The sequence below is a fragment of the Variovorax sp. YR634 genome (assembly GCF_900106655.1).
In the GTDB taxonomy this organism is placed as follows: domain Bacteria; phylum Pseudomonadota; class Gammaproteobacteria; order Burkholderiales; family Burkholderiaceae_C; genus Variovorax.
This window is the reverse complement of sequence record NZ_FNOL01000005.1, coordinates 60008-76139: the sequence shown is the minus strand read 5'-3', so window position 1 is coordinate 76139 and position 16132 is coordinate 60008. Positions and strand designations below refer to the sequence as shown.

At 67.0% G+C, this 16132-nt stretch carries 16 protein-coding genes; 7 read left to right on the top strand and 9 right to left on the bottom strand.

The window, feature by feature from the left end; all coding sequences use genetic code 11:
• Positions 1–11 precede the first annotated feature (11 nt).
• From BLV60_RS11305 to BLV60_RS11290, 4 genes are read left to right on the top strand one after another with little or no spacing between them, the layout of a single operon-like run.
• Positions 12–1448, top strand: coding sequence for a TolC family protein (locus BLV60_RS11305; protein ID WP_093054393.1), 1437 nt, complete (start codon positions 12–14; stop codon positions 1446–1448).
• Positions 1448–2434, top strand: coding sequence for an HlyD family secretion protein (locus BLV60_RS11300; protein WP_093054391.1), 987 nt, complete (start codon positions 1448–1450; stop codon positions 2432–2434). The genes BLV60_RS11305 and BLV60_RS11300 overlap by 1 nt, the downstream gene beginning before the upstream one ends.
• Before the next feature lie 7 nt (positions 2435–2441).
• On the top strand, positions 2442–3626 hold the full coding sequence (locus BLV60_RS11295; protein ID WP_093054389.1) for an ABC transporter permease: 1185 nt from the start codon (positions 2442–2444) through the stop codon (positions 3624–3626).
• On the top strand, positions 3626–4774 hold the full coding sequence (locus BLV60_RS11290) for an ABC transporter permease (protein ID WP_093054387.1): 1149 nt from the start codon (positions 3626–3628) through the stop codon (positions 4772–4774). The genes BLV60_RS11295 and BLV60_RS11290 overlap by 1 nt, the downstream gene beginning before the upstream one ends.
• Here BLV60_RS11290 and BLV60_RS11285 read toward each other — a convergent pair.
• Positions 4771–5400 (bottom strand): TetR/AcrR family transcriptional regulator, encoded by a 630-nt coding sequence (locus tag BLV60_RS11285; protein ID WP_093054920.1) that lies wholly within the window; start codon positions 5398–5400, stop codon positions 4771–4773. The two genes, BLV60_RS11290 and BLV60_RS11285, sit on opposite strands and share 4 nt — an antisense overlap.
• A 127-nt stretch (positions 5401–5527) precedes the next feature.
• Here BLV60_RS11285 and BLV60_RS11280 point away from each other — a divergent pair, with 127 nt between their 5' ends.
• Complete coding sequence (locus BLV60_RS11280; RefSeq protein ID WP_093054385.1) at positions 5528–6370, top strand: metal-dependent hydrolase; 843 nt, start codon at positions 5528–5530, stop codon at positions 6368–6370.
• A 13-nt stretch (positions 6371–6383) separates the two neighbouring features.
• Here the strand turns inward: BLV60_RS11280 and BLV60_RS11275 are convergent, their stop codons facing one another.
• From BLV60_RS11275 to BLV60_RS11240, 8 genes are all read right to left on the bottom strand, one after another.
• The gene (locus BLV60_RS11275) at positions 6384–6974 is read right to left on the bottom strand and encodes a hypothetical protein (RefSeq protein ID WP_093054383.1); all 591 of its coding nucleotides are present in this window, start codon (positions 6972–6974) and stop codon (positions 6384–6386) included.
• Between the two features lie 251 nt (positions 6975–7225).
• Positions 7226–7456, bottom strand: a complete 231-nt coding sequence (locus BLV60_RS11270) for a hypothetical protein (RefSeq protein ID WP_007836713.1) — start codon at positions 7454–7456, stop codon at positions 7226–7228.
• Positions 7457–7478: 22 nt separating this feature from the next.
• Positions 7479–7814 carry a hypothetical protein gene (locus BLV60_RS11265; RefSeq protein ID WP_093054381.1) on the bottom strand — a complete coding sequence of 112 codons (336 nt, stop codon included), beginning with the start codon at positions 7812–7814 and terminating at the stop codon, positions 7479–7481.
• A gap of 17 nt (positions 7815–7831) precedes the next feature.
• Positions 7832–8743, bottom strand: a complete 912-nt coding sequence (locus BLV60_RS11260; protein WP_093054379.1) for a DUF6999 family protein — start codon at positions 8741–8743, stop codon at positions 7832–7834.
• Positions 8727–10643, bottom strand: a complete 1917-nt coding sequence (locus BLV60_RS11255) for a StlD/DarB family beta-ketosynthase (protein WP_093054377.1) — start codon at positions 10641–10643, stop codon at positions 8727–8729. The genes BLV60_RS11260 and BLV60_RS11255 overlap by 17 nt, the downstream gene beginning before the upstream one ends.
• Before the next feature lie 3 nt (positions 10644–10646).
• On the bottom strand, positions 10647–11588 hold the full coding sequence (locus BLV60_RS11250) for a fatty acid desaturase (protein ID WP_093054375.1): 942 nt from the start codon (positions 11586–11588) through the stop codon (positions 10647–10649).
• Positions 11569–12342: a sterol desaturase family protein gene (locus BLV60_RS11245; RefSeq protein WP_093054373.1), complete on the bottom strand. Its 774-nt coding sequence runs from the start codon at positions 12340–12342 to the stop codon at positions 11569–11571. Before BLV60_RS11245 ends, BLV60_RS11250 begins: the two co-directional genes overlap by 20 nt.
• Positions 12343–12351: 9 nt before the next feature.
• Positions 12352–13926 carry a phospholipase D family protein gene (locus BLV60_RS11240; protein WP_093054371.1) on the bottom strand — a complete coding sequence of 525 codons (1575 nt, stop codon included), beginning with the start codon at positions 13924–13926 and terminating at the stop codon, positions 12352–12354.
• A 141-nt stretch (positions 13927–14067) separates the two neighbouring features.
• Between BLV60_RS11240 and BLV60_RS11235 the strand changes: the two genes are divergently transcribed.
• Both BLV60_RS11235 and BLV60_RS11230 read left to right on the top strand, forming a co-directional pair.
• Positions 14068–14622 (top strand): peroxiredoxin, encoded by a 555-nt coding sequence (locus BLV60_RS11235; protein ID WP_093054369.1) that lies wholly within the window; start codon positions 14068–14070, stop codon positions 14620–14622.
• Positions 14623–14689: 67 nt separating this feature from the next.
• The gene (locus BLV60_RS11230) at positions 14690–16123 is read left to right on the top strand and encodes an aldehyde dehydrogenase family protein (protein ID WP_093054367.1); all 1434 of its coding nucleotides are present in this window, start codon (positions 14690–14692) and stop codon (positions 16121–16123) included.
• Positions 16124–16132: the final 9 nt, after the last annotated feature.

The window sequence follows — 16132 nt, the reverse complement described above, 5'->3', positions numbered from 1 at the left end:
CCCTTGAAACGATGACACGCTGCCGCCAAGCTCTTTCTCCTTCTCTGTGCCTGCTGCCGGCACTGCTGGTGCTGGGCACCGCGGCCTTCGCGCAAGCCCAGGCCCGCAACGACGACACCCTGTCGCTGAGCTTCGAAGCGGCCCGCGCCCGCATGCTCGATCGCTCCGACAAGCTGGCCGCGGCCCGCGCGGCGGTCGAGTCGAAGGAACTGCAGGGCCAGGGCCTGAAGGGGCTCGGCGGCCCGACGATCAGCGTCTCGGGGCTGGCCTATGCCTACAACGCGAACCTGAATCTCGACCTCGATCCGCTCAACCAGAAATTCGGGCAGATCGGCTCGGCGCTGCCGTCGTCCATCCAGAGCGTGATCGCGCGCGTGCCGATTCCGCAGCTGCCCAACAGCTACACGCTCAACCGCCACGACACCGGCGCCAACACATCGATCTCGGCCGTGTGGCCGCTCTACGTCGGCGGCGCGACCGATGCGGTGCGCGGCTTCGTCTCGGCGCAGACGCGCGAAGCGCAGGCCGATGCCGAACAAGCCGGCCACGAGGTCGACACCCTGCTGGTGCAGCGCTACTTCGGCGCCCAGCTCGCGCAGCGCGCGGCCACGTTGCGCCTGCAGGCCGAGCGAACGATCGCACAGCATGATTCGGCGGCGCAGAAGATGCTCGCGGCCGGTGTGATCTCGCGCGTCGAGCGGCTGCAGGCCAGCGCCGCGTATGAGGAAGCACGGCGCAATGCGCGCAAGGCCGAGAACGACGCGGCGCTCGCCGCCGTGGCCCTGGCCCGCACGGTGCGCGCCGACGGCAGCGTGACGCCGCAGACGCCGCTCTTTCTCATCAGCACACCGATCGAACCGCTCGGCTATTTCATCGACTCGGCGCTCACACGACACCCGGGCCTGGGCAAGGTCGCGGCCAAGAAGTCGCAGGCCGAGCAATTGCACGAAGGCGAAGAGGCGCTGCGCCGCCCGCAGGTCATTGCCTTCGGCACGCGCGAACTCAAGGGCGGCAACGCCGACTGGGTGGCCGGCCTCGGCGTGCGCTGGACGCTGTACGACTCGGTCGACCGCGACGCCCTGTCGGCTGCTTCACTCAAGCAGGTCGAGCAGGCCGAACGCACCGACGCGCAGGCGCGCAGCGACATCTCGCTGCTGGTCGAACGCAACTGGCGCGCATTGGAGAACGCGCGCCGTCAATACCTCGAGATGAAGGCCTCGGTAGAGCTGGCGCAAGAGGTCGTGAAGCTGCGCACCTCGGGCCTGCGCGAAGGCACGAGCACCACGCTCGACCTGATCGACGCCGAGACCAACCAGGCCAAGGTGCTGACCGAACGCGCGCAAGCCGCCAACGACTACGTGCAAGCGCTTGCGCAACTGCTCGAAAGCGCGGGCCTTTCCGAAAGGTTTTCCGACTACATCGCGCGTGCCGACGTGAAGGTGAATTGATGATGAGTGCCAAGACCCGAAAACTGATCGCGATATTCGCCGCCCTGCTCGTGCTGGCGGTGCTCGTCTGGGGTTTCTGGCGCGCCTCGCAGCCCGCCCCCGAGGTATTCCAGGGCCAGATGGAAGCGCGCGAAACCGATGTTGCCGGCAAGGTGACGGCGCGCATCGCCGAAGTGCCGGTGAAGGAAGGCGACCGCATACGGGCCGGCGCGGTGCTGGTGCGCATGGACAGCCCCGAAGTGCGCGCCAAGCTCGCACAGGCCACTGCCGCCGAACAGGCCGCGCAGGCCGTCGCCGACAAGGCCCAGAACGGCGCCCGCCCGCAGGAGGTCGAGATGGCGCGCATGCAGTGGCAGCGCGCCGAAACCGCGGCCCAGCTGGCGCAGACCTCGTACCGCCGTGTCGACGGACTTGCGCGCGAGGGCCTGGTGGCCGACCAGAAACGCGACGAGGCCGAAGCCAACTGGAAGGCCTCGCGCGACGCCGCCATTGCCGCCAAGGCGCAGTACGACATGGCACGCATCGGCGCCCGCCCCGAGGACAAGACCGCCGCCAGCGCGCAAGCGCGCCAGGTCGCCGGCGTGGTAGCCGAGGCCGAAGCCGCCAAGGCCGAGACCGAGCTGCGCAGCCCCGTCGGGGGCGAGGTGGCCAAGGTGCTGGCCAAGGTCGGCGAGCTGTCGCCGCAGGGCGTGGCCGTGGTCACGGTGGTCGACCTGAGCGACCAGTGGGTGGTGCTCAACGTGCGCGAAGACCGACTCGCCCGCTTCGCGCTCGGCAACGAATTCGATGCGCGCCTGCCCGCGCTGCCGGAAGACAGGCGCACGGCCCGCTTCAAGGTCTACTACAGCGCCGTGCTGCCCGACTTCGCGACGTGGCGCGCCACGCGCGGCGGCACCGGCTTCGACGTGCGCACCTTCGAGGTCCGCGCGCGGCCGCTCAAGCCCATCGACGGCGCTCGGCCCGGCATGAGCGTCTTGGTCGACTGAGTTCGCGATGAGCCTGCGCGGCTTTTCCGCAGCCAGTGCACGGCGCGAGTTCGCGCTGCTGCGCACGCGCCCCTGGGACCTGGCGATGGTCTCGTGGGTGCCGTTGCTGGCGGTGTTCCTGATCTGGTGGATCTTCTCTGCCGGCCTGCCCGAGCGATTGCCAATCGGCGTGCTCGACCAGGACCACTCGTCGCTCTCGCGCCAGTTGGTGCGCTTTCTGGACGCCACGCCCGGCTTGCGCGTGGTGCAGCGGTACGGCGACGAAGGCGAGATGGCGCGCGCCCTGACCAGCGGCGTGGTCGACGCGGCGGTGCAGTTGCCGCGCGACCTGAGCCGAGACGTCAAGCAGGGCCGCGTCGGGCAGGTAGTGCTGCTGCACAACGCGCAGCTCGGCACGCATTCGAGCCTGATCCAGCGCGACGTGCGCACCGCCGTGGCCACGGTTTCGGGCGGTGTCGAGCTCACGGTGCGCAACAAGCGCGGCGAGTCGATGACGGCGGCGCGCGTGAGCATGGAGCCAATCAAGGCGAGCATGGTGGCGCTGTTCAACACCTCGACCGACTACGAGCAGTTTCTCGGCGCGGCGCTGATTCCGGCGCTGCTGCACATTCTTGCGATGACGGCCGGCGCCTGGGCCGTGGGGCGCGAGTTGCGCGACCGCAGCATCGGCGAGTGGCTGGGCGCCGCGCCACGATGGCACGAGGCGCTGGCAGCGCTGGCGGGCAAGCTGGTGCTGCCGTTCGCGAGCCTTTCGGCGGTAGCCATCGCGGCGATGCTGTGGATCACCGCGGGTCGCGGGTGGCATCCGGTCGGTTCGCTCGGGTGGACGCTGTTCGCGCTGGTTGTGTTCCTGGCGCTGTCGATTGCGCTCGGGGCTTTCGCGGCGGCATTCACGCGTTCGCTGCGCACTGCGCTGTCGGCTACGGGCTTCATCACGGCGCCGGCCTTCGCGTTCGGTGGCGTGGGTTTTCCGCTGGTCGCGATGCCGTTCTTCGCGCAGATATGGGCCAGCCTGCTGCCCTACACGCACTACATCCGCGTGCAGATGGAGCAGTTGCAGATGGGCGCGCCGGTGGTGTATTCGGTCGCCACGCCGCTGTGGATGCTGCTGGGCACGGGCGTGCTGCTTGCCGCGTCCGCCGGTGCGCTGGTGCGCGCGGCCGGAGCGCCCGAGAGCTGGGGTGGACGCTGATGACTGACGAACGGCTCCACCTCGGCGCCGCATGGCGCGACACCGCGCTAGCCGTGCTGCGCGACAAGGGCGTGCTGCTGATCATGCTGCTCGCGCCCATCATCTACGGCTTCTTCTACCCGTGGCCCTATGGCACGCAGGCCGTGACGCGCGTGCCGGTGGCAGTGGTCGACCAGGACCACACAGCGCTGTCGCGGCAGATCGCGCGCTTCGCGCTGGCCAATCCGCGGCTCGACGTGCGCATGGTCACGGGAGATGTGCACGAGGCGCAGCAGGCGCTGTGGCGCGGCGACATCGAAGGCTATGCGCTGCTGCCGGCCGACCTCAAGCGCGATGTGCTGCGCGGCACCTCGGCGGTCGTCACCATCGAAGGCAACGGCGCCTATGCGCTGTTGAACAAAGCGGTGCTGTATGGCTTCTCGGAGGCTGTCGGCACGGTGTCGGCCGGCGTCGAGATCCGCAAGCTGCAGGCTGGCGGCCAGAGCGCGATTCAAGCCGCTCGCAGCCGCAGTCCGCTCAACACGCAGCTGGTCGCGCTGTTCAACCCGACCGAAGGCTATGGCAGCTACGTGGTGCCGGCGGTGGCACTGCTGATCCTGCAGCAGACGCTGCTGATGGGCGTGGCGATGCTGGCTGGCACCTGGGCCGAGGCGGGGCGGCTGCGGGCGTCGATGGGAGCCTGGCTGGGCCGGCTGGGGGCGCTCTCGGCGTTCGGCTTTCTGAGCGGGCTTTTTTATTTCGGCTGGGTGTTCTTCTTGCAGGACTACCCGCGCGGTGGCAATCCGCTCGGCGCGCTGGTGTTGCTCGCGTTCTACGTGCCGGCGATCTGCACGGTGGGCCTGCTGCTGGGCTGCTGGTTCCGAGACCGCGAGCGGGCCTTGCAGGTGCTGCTGTTCACCGCCCTGCCGATGGCCTTTCTCTCGGGCTTCTCGTGGCCTGTGGAGGCCTTGCCGGGGCCGCTGCAGGCGCTGCGCTGGCTCTTCCCGAGCACGGCGGGCATACAGGCCTCGCTGCGGCTCAACCAGATGGGCGCGCCGCTGCATGACGTGTTGCCCTACCTTGGTGTGCTGCTGTCGCTGACTCTTGCGGGGCTGCTGGCGCTGTGGCTCGCGGCCACCCAGCGCACCGCCGGGCCGAAGCGCGTCTAGCGCTGGCTCTCGGCCGCCACGGCGCGCACCAGCCGCGTGGCGGGCGCCACCAGTTCGCGCAGGTCGCCCGCGCGGTCCTGCTCGATGGCCTGCAGCACCAGTTCGTTGATGCCGCCGACCACGGTCATCGCCATCTCGCTCGTCAGGTGCACGGCGGGGCCCTCCGCGCTGCCGCTGCTGTTGATAGCCACCTGGATGAAGTTGGCGATCTCGTCATTCACCCGGCGCCGCACCACCAGGCCCGGCATGCCGAGCCCCAGGATCTCGACGAAGAGCGTACGCAGCAGCACCGGGTCTTGCGCGAGGTAATCGAAGTACGCGGTCATGGCCTGCTCGACCTGCGCATGCCAGGGCTGCACGGGGTCGAAGGCCTCGCTCACCGCCTGCAGCGCGAGCCGGCTGGCGGTTTCGTAGAGCGCGATCAGGCACTCGGTCTTGGTGCTGAAGTGTTCGTAGAAAGTGCGGCGCGACACGGCGGCCTCGCGCACGATGTCGGCAATGGTTGTCTCGGCGTAGCCCTTGGCTGCCACGGCGTGCGCCATGCCCTGCAGCAGACGCTTGTAGTGCTCGCTCCCTGGGCCCTCGGCGGACTTGGAAGGGGCTGCTTTTTCGATGGTTTCGCTCATGAACGGCACATTTTCCTACGTCTCGGTACTTGACAGTACCAATTCACAATTGCAACATGGCGGCATGCGGTACTGATTTGTACCAACCATCCATCCACGCAGCTCTGCTTTTCCCGAGGCTTGCTTCATGACCGATCTCGTTGTCCGCCGCCTTCTGATCGACCTGCAACCGCCCTTTGCCCGCAACTGGTGCGGCGGCGATGCATTCTCGACCGCTTTCTTCAACGCCCTGTCGATGAGTTTCCCTTTCGGCGAGCAGTTCTTCATCGACGCGGTGCGCGACGCCGTCGCCACGCTGCCGGCCGAGGTACAGGAAAAACACAAGGCCGACGTGCGCGGCTTCATCGGGCAGGAAGCCACGCACCGGCGCATTCATTCGCTCTTCAACAACCATCTGGAAAGCCAGGGCCTGGTCGACGGCTGGACGGCGCGCGCCAGCAAGCGCATGGCCCTGATGGAAGAAGCCGACCCACGCCACGCGCTGGCTGTGACGGCGGCCACCGAGCATTTCACGGCGATGTTCGCGGAGTGGCTGCTGGCGCACCCGCAGGTCCTCGACGGCGCCGAGCCCCGGCTGCGCACCATGTGGCTGTGGCACAGCGCGGAAGAGCTGGAGCACAAGAGCGTGGCCTTCGACGTCTACCAGGCCGCGGGTGGCTCCGACGAATGGCGCACGCGCTGGTTCCGCCGCGTGACGATGATGTTCCTGGGCGACCTGATGCACCAGACCATCGACAACCTGCGCCACGAAAAGCAGCTGTGGAAATGGTCGACCTGGAAGAGCGCCGCGCGCATCCTGCTGAGCCGCGACGGCCTGCTGCGCGGCAACCTGGCCGGCTGGCGCAGCTACCTGCGCGCGGACTTCCATCCGATGCAGCAGGACAGCAGCCTGTCGGAGCGCTGGCTGGCGGACAACCGCGCGCAGTACACGCCAGTGGGCGCGGCGCCTGAGGCGGCCGCTGCCGGCTGACAGGCAAGAAAACTCAGTAGAAATTGGCGCGGTGCGGCGCGCCGCTGCCGGCCTGCTGTTGCTGCTCAGGGCGCAGCGTCAGGTCGTGCAGGGTGTCGAAATCGGACGGAGCATCCGGCACGCGCATCACCACTTCGAGCTCGTGCATCGACGCGACCCAACGGCCGGCGGGGGATTCGGCCGGCTCGTCATTGGCGAACACGCCGTCGCGGATGTAGAAGGTCTCGCCCTCCGGGCGCTCGGCATGCAGCTCGATCAGGCGCGCGATCGAGAAGTTGTACGTCACGAGCTTCTCGCGCGTCTTGCGGTCCTTGCCACCGCAGTTGAACGAGCCTTCGGCGGCGATGACGATGCAGGAGCCGTCTACCCCGCCGTCCATCTCGATCTCGTTGCCCGAGCGCCAGATGGCATTGGGCAGGCGCACGCGCACCTTGTCGATCACGAGGTCGCGCTGCTTGTTGAGGCTGCCCAGGGGAGGTACCAGCGAACGCAGCTGCCGCAGGCGCTCGGCGAAGTTGTCGTCCATCAGGAATTCGACGTGGTGCGTAGCGCTGCCGGACGAGCGTTTGACCACCTGCATGACCACGTGGCGCGACTTAGCCATGGCAGGGCCCCTTTGCAAGCGTTGAATTCCATGTCCCGCGAGGGGCGTCGACGGTGTGGCTGCAATTCATTGGAAATCGGCTACTAGTAGAACTTTAGATTACATGCAATTACATGCATCATTTGTGTCCAACTGTATAACGATTGCCGGCAATGCGGAAGGCCATTCCGTGACTTATGCACGAGGAAATGTCTCCAAAATGCCTCCCCGATGTGCTAGCAGGCGCACTGCCAGCAGCCGGGGTCAATCCCCTATTCGAGGGATTCGTCGAGCGCCTTGCAGGAAGGCGCGCACACGGTCTGGGACTTGCCCAGCACCTGGCGCGTACGCAGCTGCGAGCGAACGCGGTGCTTGCCGCACATGAAGCACGACATGGTCGCGCCGCTGAACGACGCCGAGGCGCGGAACGGCGAACCCGGCGTCTTGGACTTGTAACGCAGCCCATCCGCCACCACTGCCGTCTTCACTTCACCCTTCGCCATGCGTCTTGTCCTTGCTGTTCAGTTATGCACTGCGCATTGCGCGTGCAATGGCTTCCCGTGCGCTGATTTCAGCGGCCAGGGAAGCGTCCAACGCCGAGCGGCAAAGCCCGGCGTGCTTGTAATTGAGGTTCTCGTAAACCTCGGCCGCGGCCGGATAGGCATCGAGCAGGCGGCCTAGTTCGGCGCCCTGCTCGACGTCCTCGAACTCATGCACGAGGTGCTCGACCACGGAGCGGTACTGCTCTGCGCCTACGGGCACAGGGCTGTGCTCAAGCTTTTCCAGCAGTTGCGCCAGCACGTGGGTCACTGCCAGATCGGTCTTGGGAGACGGATTATCGGTCGTGTTCATGGTTTCCATCTGGGGGCAGCATACGCCTATGCAAGTGGCTGCTCGTATAGGGATGTCTCCGGCTCCCCCGCTTTTTGCGCCGCCTGCATCCGCTGGAGCAGGCTGTGCAGCATCTCGGTCGAGAGCCCGTGGATCACCAGCCGGTGCCCCGCCCGCAGGGTCGACAGGGGCACCAGCGGATGCTTGTTGTTGACCAGGATCAGGTGTTCGGGCGCGTTCAGGAGCGTCGCCGTGTAGATGCCGATGGTTTCGTCCAACTGCAAGGAATTGGCCGCGCGCCAGAAATCGTTGTCCGTGAGCATCAGCTGGTAGAGCGGCGTGAACAGCTCGATGGCGCTCTGCAGGTCGAGAAAATTGAGCTTGCCCTGGGGCATGTCCTCCAGCCGCAGCCCTGGCTCCCTGATCATCGAAAAATCGACCTTCTCCGCCTTGCACAGCGCCACGCCCTTGTCGCGCAGCGCCTTGTTCAGCCGGATCACGAAGTTGAAGAGGTTCAGGTCGTGCTTCAGGAACATCTCGTCCTTCAGCGCGTCTATGTCGGCCGGCTCCAGCGGATTGGTGGCCACCGGAGCCGGCGAATTCCGCCCGATGAAGGCCAGCACCTGCGAGCCCAGGTGAAAGTGCCGCAGGATGAGCCAGTTGGCCTCCGGCGACACGAAGCGCTTCAGCCCCCAGGCCAGAAACCGGTGCAGCAGCATCGAATGCGACCAGTTGCGCGGCACGAACACCTTCACGATCTGGATCAGGATGATCGTCAGCCGCGCGATCGGCCGCAGGAACGGCAGCAGATACTGCCGCGAGCCCGAACTCGAATCGGCCAACCACGCCGCCTTGACGTTGTCGGGCAGCGGCGTGCTCTGATCGAGGTAGAGCGCCAGCCAGGGACTGGGGTCGCGCTCGTCGTGCGCCTGCGTCAGGAAATCAGGTGTTCGATCCATGGGGCATACGCTCCGTGATGTGCTGGAACTGCATCAGGTACAGCGCGGCCGTGTGGCGCGCGGTGTCTGTGATCTGGCGGGCGGCGCGCGCCTGCCCTTCCACGGCCATCACCATTTCGACCGCCGTGAGCCAGCGGCTCAGGTGGTGCTCGTCGTTGTGGCCGTGGTACTCGAGAAAACGGAAGGCATCGGGCGGCAGCTTCAGGCTGGCCTTCAGCAGCGGCAACAGCGCCGGCACGATGCGCTGGCCCGTGCCCTCGATGATGTAGATCGCGCCCAGCAGGCCGATCGGGTCGCGCGTGGCGGCCAGGCCGTGCAGATAGGCGTTGAGCGCCTCGCCGCCCGGGTTGCGGCGCAGGTCCTCGATGCGCTCGACCGTGCCGCCCGCCTTGCGGTAATCGCTGAAGAGGATGTTGAAGTCGTTCTGCTCCTCGCCCGCGTGCACGCCGATCAGCGAGGCCAGCACCTGGTACGGCTCGCTCAGCGAGGCGGCGCCTTCGCGCATCCACAGGCTGCCCTCGCGCACCTGCGGCACCCATTGCTCCATCCAGTTCAGGTAGTCGGGCACGGCAAAACGGCGCTCGCGGATCTGGCGGACCAGCGGCGTGCGCCAGACGCGCGAGCGGTAGTCGTGCCAGATGGCGGCCAGCTCGGTGAGCAAGGCGCCGAGTCCTTCGGGTGCGGCGGCCGGGTCATGCGGAGGCGCAATGACGAGGTCGTCGTCGGGCACCGCTGCCGCTCGGGGCGCCACCACCACGGGCGCCGCATCGGCTGCCTCGACTTCGAGCAGCATGTACGCCGCCATGAAGCGCCCCGATTCCGGCACGTAGCAGAAGATCTGCTCGCCGGGCTTCAGCGTCTTGGTGTGCAGGAACTCAGCCAGCATCACGAGGATCGACGCCGCCCCGGTGTTGCCGCGCCATGCGAGGTTGCTCCACCAGCGCTCGCGCGGAATCGACAGGTCGGCCTTCGCCATCAGGTCCTCGACCACCGGGATGAATTTCTCCGACGAGTAATGGCACAGGAAGTGATCGACCCGCTTCGGATCGACCCAGCCGTCGCGCACCAGCCCCGCGTATTCGTGGATGCCGATGTCGAACAGATGCGGCAGCAGGCGTATGTCCTGCCGCAGCGACAAGGCGCCCGCCGCCTCGGCCTCGGCCCAGGAGCCGAAGTCGAGGTGGCCGCGCGCGCGGTCTTCGGTCAGGCCCAGCTGCATGCAGACCGGGTAGTCGCCCGAGAACGCACGTTGATGCACCCACTTCAGCTTCAGGCGCAACCCAGGCGCGCCGGCCAGTGCGGGCGTGCCGTCGGACAGCAGCAAGGCGCCCGCGCCATCCGACAGCATCCAGCGTAGAAAGTGCGAGTCGAAGTCGGTTTCATAGCCGCGCGCCGCGAAGCGCGAACGCTTGAAGAGGCGCGACGGCATCTCGCTCGCCACCGCCATCGCCGAGCGGTGCGCGCCCAGCTCGATGCCCTGCGCGGCAGTCTGGATCGCCGACACGCCTGCCGCGCAGATGCCGTGCACCGAATGCGTTTCCATCGGCTGCGCCGCCAGTTCGCCCTGGATCATGTTGGCGAATCCCGGCATCAGCGTGTCTCCGCCCGACGAGCCGCTGGCCAACAGCGACACGCGCGACAGCTCCGCACCGCCCCGCCGCAGGCAATCGCGGATCGCGCCGGCCGCCAGCTGCGCATTGGTGTGTTGCGTCACGCCTTCCGCATCGATGGCGTAGTGCCGCGTGAGGATGCCGTTCTCTGCCAGGATGCGCCGCTTGATGCGCTCCGACATGCGGTTCAGCGGCGCGATGTACGCGTCCATGCGGTCGTTGGGAATGGGCTCGCCCGGCATGAAGTAACCGGCGCTTTCGAGATAGACGCGTTGGAATGAGACAGGCATGGTTCAGGTGATGGATGAATCGGGAGGCATCAGCGGGCGGCTGCGAAAACGCGGCCACACGGTCCCCAGCACGAACACGCGCACCATGTACGGCACCAGCCCGCCCTCGTTGAGCACAGGATCCACCCGCGCGCGGTAACGCGTGCGATGCAGATGCGTGAGCTCGGACCAATGGGCATGCGGGTTCTCGTGGTGTGCGGTGTGCAGGCCGATGTTGAACAGCAAGGGGTTCACCAGCCCCTCGAAATTGCGGGCGTAGTTCAGCTGGCTACCCGAGGTATCGCCCGGCGCCTCCTTGCGCACGGGTTTTCGGCCGTCGGCATGCGCGTGCTGCAGGTAGTTGGTCGCCAGCAACCAGTGCAGGCCATGCAGCTGCGGCACGATCACAAACAGCAGGGCCTTGCGCCAATCGAGCGCCAGCAGCACCGTCCAGCTGACCAGCCACAGCACATACTGCGCCATGCAGTAGCGCCATGCGCCGCGCCGATGCTTCTGCAGCCGCGCCAGCCACGCGAAGAACACCGGAATCAGCACCCACACGGCCTGGAACGGATGCAGCAGATAGCCTCGCAGATGATTGGTGTCGCCACCGAAGCGGTAGGTGCGCGCAACGTCTTTCGGCCCGTGCCGGTGGCGATGATGGTTGGCCACGTGCGCGGGCCAGAACACGAAGGTCGGGTGGCCCTGCAGCAGCGTGATCCAGAAATCCGTCAGCCGGTTCATGCGCCGCCCGCGCCACATGCGCAGGTGCACGTGGTTGTGATGGATCACGCCGACGCCAAGCGTCAGGAACAGCATCAGCCCATACAGCAGCGCGTTGAAACCGTGGAGCCATTGCCACGCCGCCAGCGCAGGCAAGGCGGCGAGGTAGGCAAGGCTCTGCCAGTCGCGCCAGTGGCGCAGCCCCGGCAGGCGACGGCTCGCGTCAGGCCGCGGTCGCGCCATGCTTCTTTCGGAAAGCCTGAAGCACCGGCTCGGCTGCATCGGCCGCAATGCGCGTCCTGAAGAGCCGGTCCATGAACGTGAACTGGAAACCGTAGTTGCCGTTGTGCACGGCATGGTGCAGGTGGTGGCGGCGGCTTGCCGCAAACCAGTGGCTGTACGACACGCCCGTGAAGAAGTCGTAGTTCGAATGCCCGATGCAGTTGAAGAACAGGCTGAACACCGGCACCGCCGCCAGCGACCAGAAGCTGAAGTCGTGCACCACCATCGGCAGCAGGATCACGTTGCCGAGCATCAGCGCCTCGACGGGATGGAAGCTGTAGGTCGCCCACGGCGTGGTCACGAACGAACGGTGATGCGGCCCGTGAAAGCGCCGCAGCCAGCGTGTGTGCAGCAATCGGTGGTTGATCCAGAAATGCACGTCGTTCCAGAACGCGAGCCCGAGGATCTCGACCGCGATCTGCCGCCACCCCGCATCGCCGTCGAGCCGCGCCCAGCCAAGCTGAAGCAGCCCCCACGGAAACACCATGCCCAGCCCGAAGATCAGCACCGACACGCCCGACTGCCCCAGCTCGCGCCGCAGTTGCCCCGGCTGCAGCGGCCGCGGATCGAGTTCGCGCCCGATGCCCAGCGCCGGCAGCACCCGCTTCGTCAGCAGCCACGTGATGCCGCCGAAGCCGAGATAGATACCGCCGAAAAAAAGCACGCCCCACAGCATGACCTGCGGGGCGGACAACGAAGTGAAAGTCTGCGCCATCCCCCGAGGCTACAACAGCATCTCGGGAACGATCGGCGCTATGAGCATGTTGTAGAAGCGCTGGAAGAAGCTCGACTCCGGCTCCGAGGTCAGGATCACTTCTTTCTCGCCGTCGTTCGTCAGCCATTGCAGCGTGCCGGTGTCCTTGGCCAGCCGCAGCCGGTAGGAGTTCTGCAGCTTGCTGATGTTGATGACGCGCATCATCTCGCGCGCCAGCTGCGGGCTGTCGACCACCAGCCCCATCTCGGTGTTCTGGCTGGCCGAGCGCGGGTCGAGGTTCATCGAGCCGATGAAGATGCGTGTCTTGTCGATGGCCGCGGTCTTGGCATGCAGCCGCCCGAGCGACTTGCCGAACATGCCGAAGCGCTCGCCTGCGCTGGTGCGCTGCGGGCTCAGCTCGTACAGGTCGGCCCCGCCTTGCAACAGCCGCTCGCGATAGCGCGCGTAGCCGGTGTGCACCAGCGGCTCGTCGTTGGCGGCCAGCGAATTGGTCAGCAACGTGAGCTTGACTTTGCGCCGAGTCAGGTCCTCGAAGGCCTCCATGCCGCGCTCGCCCGGCACCAGGTACGGCGAGGTCATGTCGACCTCGGTCTTGGCGTCGAGCAGCAGCGCCCAGACCTTCATCGTCACGCTGGTGGAGATCGCCTCGTCGGCTGTCATGGTCGCGGGCTTGGTGGGCGGGTCGGCGATGGCACGGGCCTCGCCCCACAGCAGGCCCATGCGGCCGCCGTCGAGCTCTTCGGCAATGGGGCCGTAGCCGAGGATGTCGGAGGGCGGCAGCACGATCTTCGGCGGCGGCGCGGCCATGCCCACCCAGCCGTCGAAGTCGGTGCCGGTCGGCTTGCGGCCGCCCTCGCCCGTCACGATGTCGGCAATGGGCCAGACCTGTTCGCTGTTCCAGTAGGCGTCGAAGATCGACTCGAGCTGCGGCACCACCTTGCCGACCACCAGCGCGTCCATGTCGATGAAGTTCTGCGCCTCGCTCAGCACGAAATACTCGTCGGCAATGTTGCGCCCGCCCACTACAGCCATCACGCCGTCCGCAATGAAGAGCTTGTTGTGCATGCGGTGGTTGAGCCGCGGAATCTCCCACGGCGACGCCGCAAAGCGCGAGAGGAAACCGTTGCGCCCGCAGCAGAACGGGTTGAACAGGCGCACGTCGACATTGGGCGTCTCGGACAGCGCCAGCAGCAGTTGCTGGCTCTTCACTGTGTACAGGTCGTCCACCAGCACCCTCACCTTCACGCCCCGGCCCGCGGCCTCGCGCAGCGTGCGCAACAGCAGGCGGCCGACGGCATCGTTCTCGAGCTGGTAGTACTGCACCACCAGCGAGCGCTGGGCCCGCTGGGCCAGCTGGATGCGCGCATCGAGCGAGTACACGCCCAGTGGCATCAGCCGGAAGCCCGAGTGCTCGTCGGGCGGCGTGGAGGCGGCGGCGATCTTCGCCAGCGTGGTCGATGGGTCGGCCGAGGCGGCGAACTCGGCGGGCCGCTCCCGCGCCGGCGGCAGCGAGCCGCAGGCGCCGAGTGCCGCTATCAGGACGCCCGCGAGCGCGATGCGCAGAAACGAGAGCCAGGTGTTCATGATGGTTCGCCCATTGCTTGGTGCTTCCCGCCGTTTTTCGGTTGTTGTGTTCAATACGCCGGCCAGCCCGCGCCGGTTTCAAAGGCCCATTCAGGGGATGCTCAAGCCTAGAATTCGCTCCACATCGCTCGGAGTTACATCATGGCTCGTTCGCACCTCCATCGCATCGCATGGATGACGATTTTTGCAGCCCTTGCCCACCCTGCCTGGGCCGCCCTGGACATCGGCGACCCCGTGCCCAAGTTCACCGCCAACGCCGCCCTGGGCGGCAAGACCTTCCGCTACTCGCTGGCTGATGCGCTCGCCAAGGGACCGGTGGTGTTGTACTTCTTTCCTGCGGCAGATTCCAACGACTGCTCGATCGAGGCCCACGCCTTCGCCGAAGCCGTCGACCAGTTCGCCGCGCTGGGCGCCACCGTGATCGGCGTCTCGGCGGACGACATAGGTACCCTGTCGAAGTTCTCGGTCAAGTCCTGCCAGAGCCGATTTCCGGTGGCATCGGACGAGAACAAGACCGTGATCCAGGGTTTCGACGCGCTGATGCAGACGCGGCCGGACTTCGCCAACCGCCTGTCGTACGTGATTTCGCCGGACGGCAAGGTCGCCTACTACTACCAGAACCTGAATCCGGACAAGCACGTGGAGCGCATGTTGAATGCCGTGAAGGCGCTGCCGAAGGCCACCGCCGCCAAGTAGACACGAGCAGAGGGACGCCGGGCCGCCCGGCCACGGATTGCGCGTGCTTCGCGCAAAATCCAGCCCCATGCAGCTCAACTACATCGCCAACGCGGACGTCCCGTCCTCCTCCGGCCGCACCCTGCCGGTCATCGATCCTTCCGACGGCCAGGCTTTCGACGAAATCCAGCGCAGCAATGCCGCCGACATCGACTCCGCCGTGCGCGCCGCGCGCGACTGCTTCGAGGGTGTCTGGCACAAGGTCAGCGCTGCCGACCGCAGCCGCCTGCTCTACAAGCTCTCGCAAAAAATCGCCGAGCACATCGACGAACTGGCGCTCATCGAGCAGCGCGACTGCGGCAAGCCCGTCAAGCAGGCGCGTGCCGACGCGGTGGCGCTGGTGCGCTACTTCGAGTTCTATGCCGGCGCCTGCGACAAGCTGCACGGCGAGACCATCCCCTACCAGGACGGCTACAGCGTCTTCACCTGGCGCGAGCCGCACGGCGTTACCGGCCACATCATTCCGTGGAACTACCCGATGCAGATCTTCGGGCGCAGCGTGGGCGGCGCCCTGGCGGCGGGCAACGTGTGCGTGGTGAAGCCGGCCGAAGACGCCTGCCTCTCGCTGATCCGCGTAGCGCAGCTGGCAGCCGAGGTCGGCTTTCCGGCCGGCGCGCTCAACATCGTGACGGGCTACGGCCATGAAGTGGGCGACGCGCTCGCGCGGCACGAAGGCATCGACCACATCAGCTTCACCGGCAGCCCGAAGATCGGCACGCTGATCCAGCAGGTGGCAGCCGAGCGGCATTGCCCGGTCACGCTGGAGCTGGGCGGCAAGAGCCCGCAGATCATCTTTGCGGACGCCGACCTCGACGCGGCCATTCCCGTTGTCATCAACGCGATCGTGCAGAACGCCGGCCAGACCTGCTCGGCCGGCTCGCGGGTGCTGATCCAGCGCGGCATCTACGAGCCGCTGCTCGAACGCCTGGGCCACGCCTTCGAAGCCCTGCGCGTCGGCCCCGCGGCCATGGACCTCGACGTGGGCCCGCTGATCCGCCAGACGCAGCAGCAGCGCGTGTGGGACTTCCTGAGCGACGCGCAGCATGCCGGCATCCCGATGGTGGCGCAGGGCATCGTGGTCGAGGAAGCGCCCGAGACCGGCTTCTACCAGGCGCCCACCCTGCTGCGCGACGTGCCGGTCGGGCATCGACTGGCGCAGGAAGAAGTGTTCGGCCCGGTGCTGGCCGCGATGTCCTTCACCGACGAAGACGAAGCGGTCGCGCTCGCCAATGCCACGCAGTTCGGCTTGGTGGCGGGCGTGTGGACCGCCGACGGTTCGCGCCAGTTCCGCATGGCCAAGCGCGTGCGCAGCGGCCAGGTGTTCATCAACAACTACGGCGCGGGTGGCGGTGTCGAGCTGCCCTTCGGCGGCGTGAAGTCTTCAGGCTACGGACGTGAGAAGGGCTTCGAGGCGCTGTACGGTTTCACCACGCTGAAAACCGTCGCCGTCAAGCACGGCTGACCGCGCGGG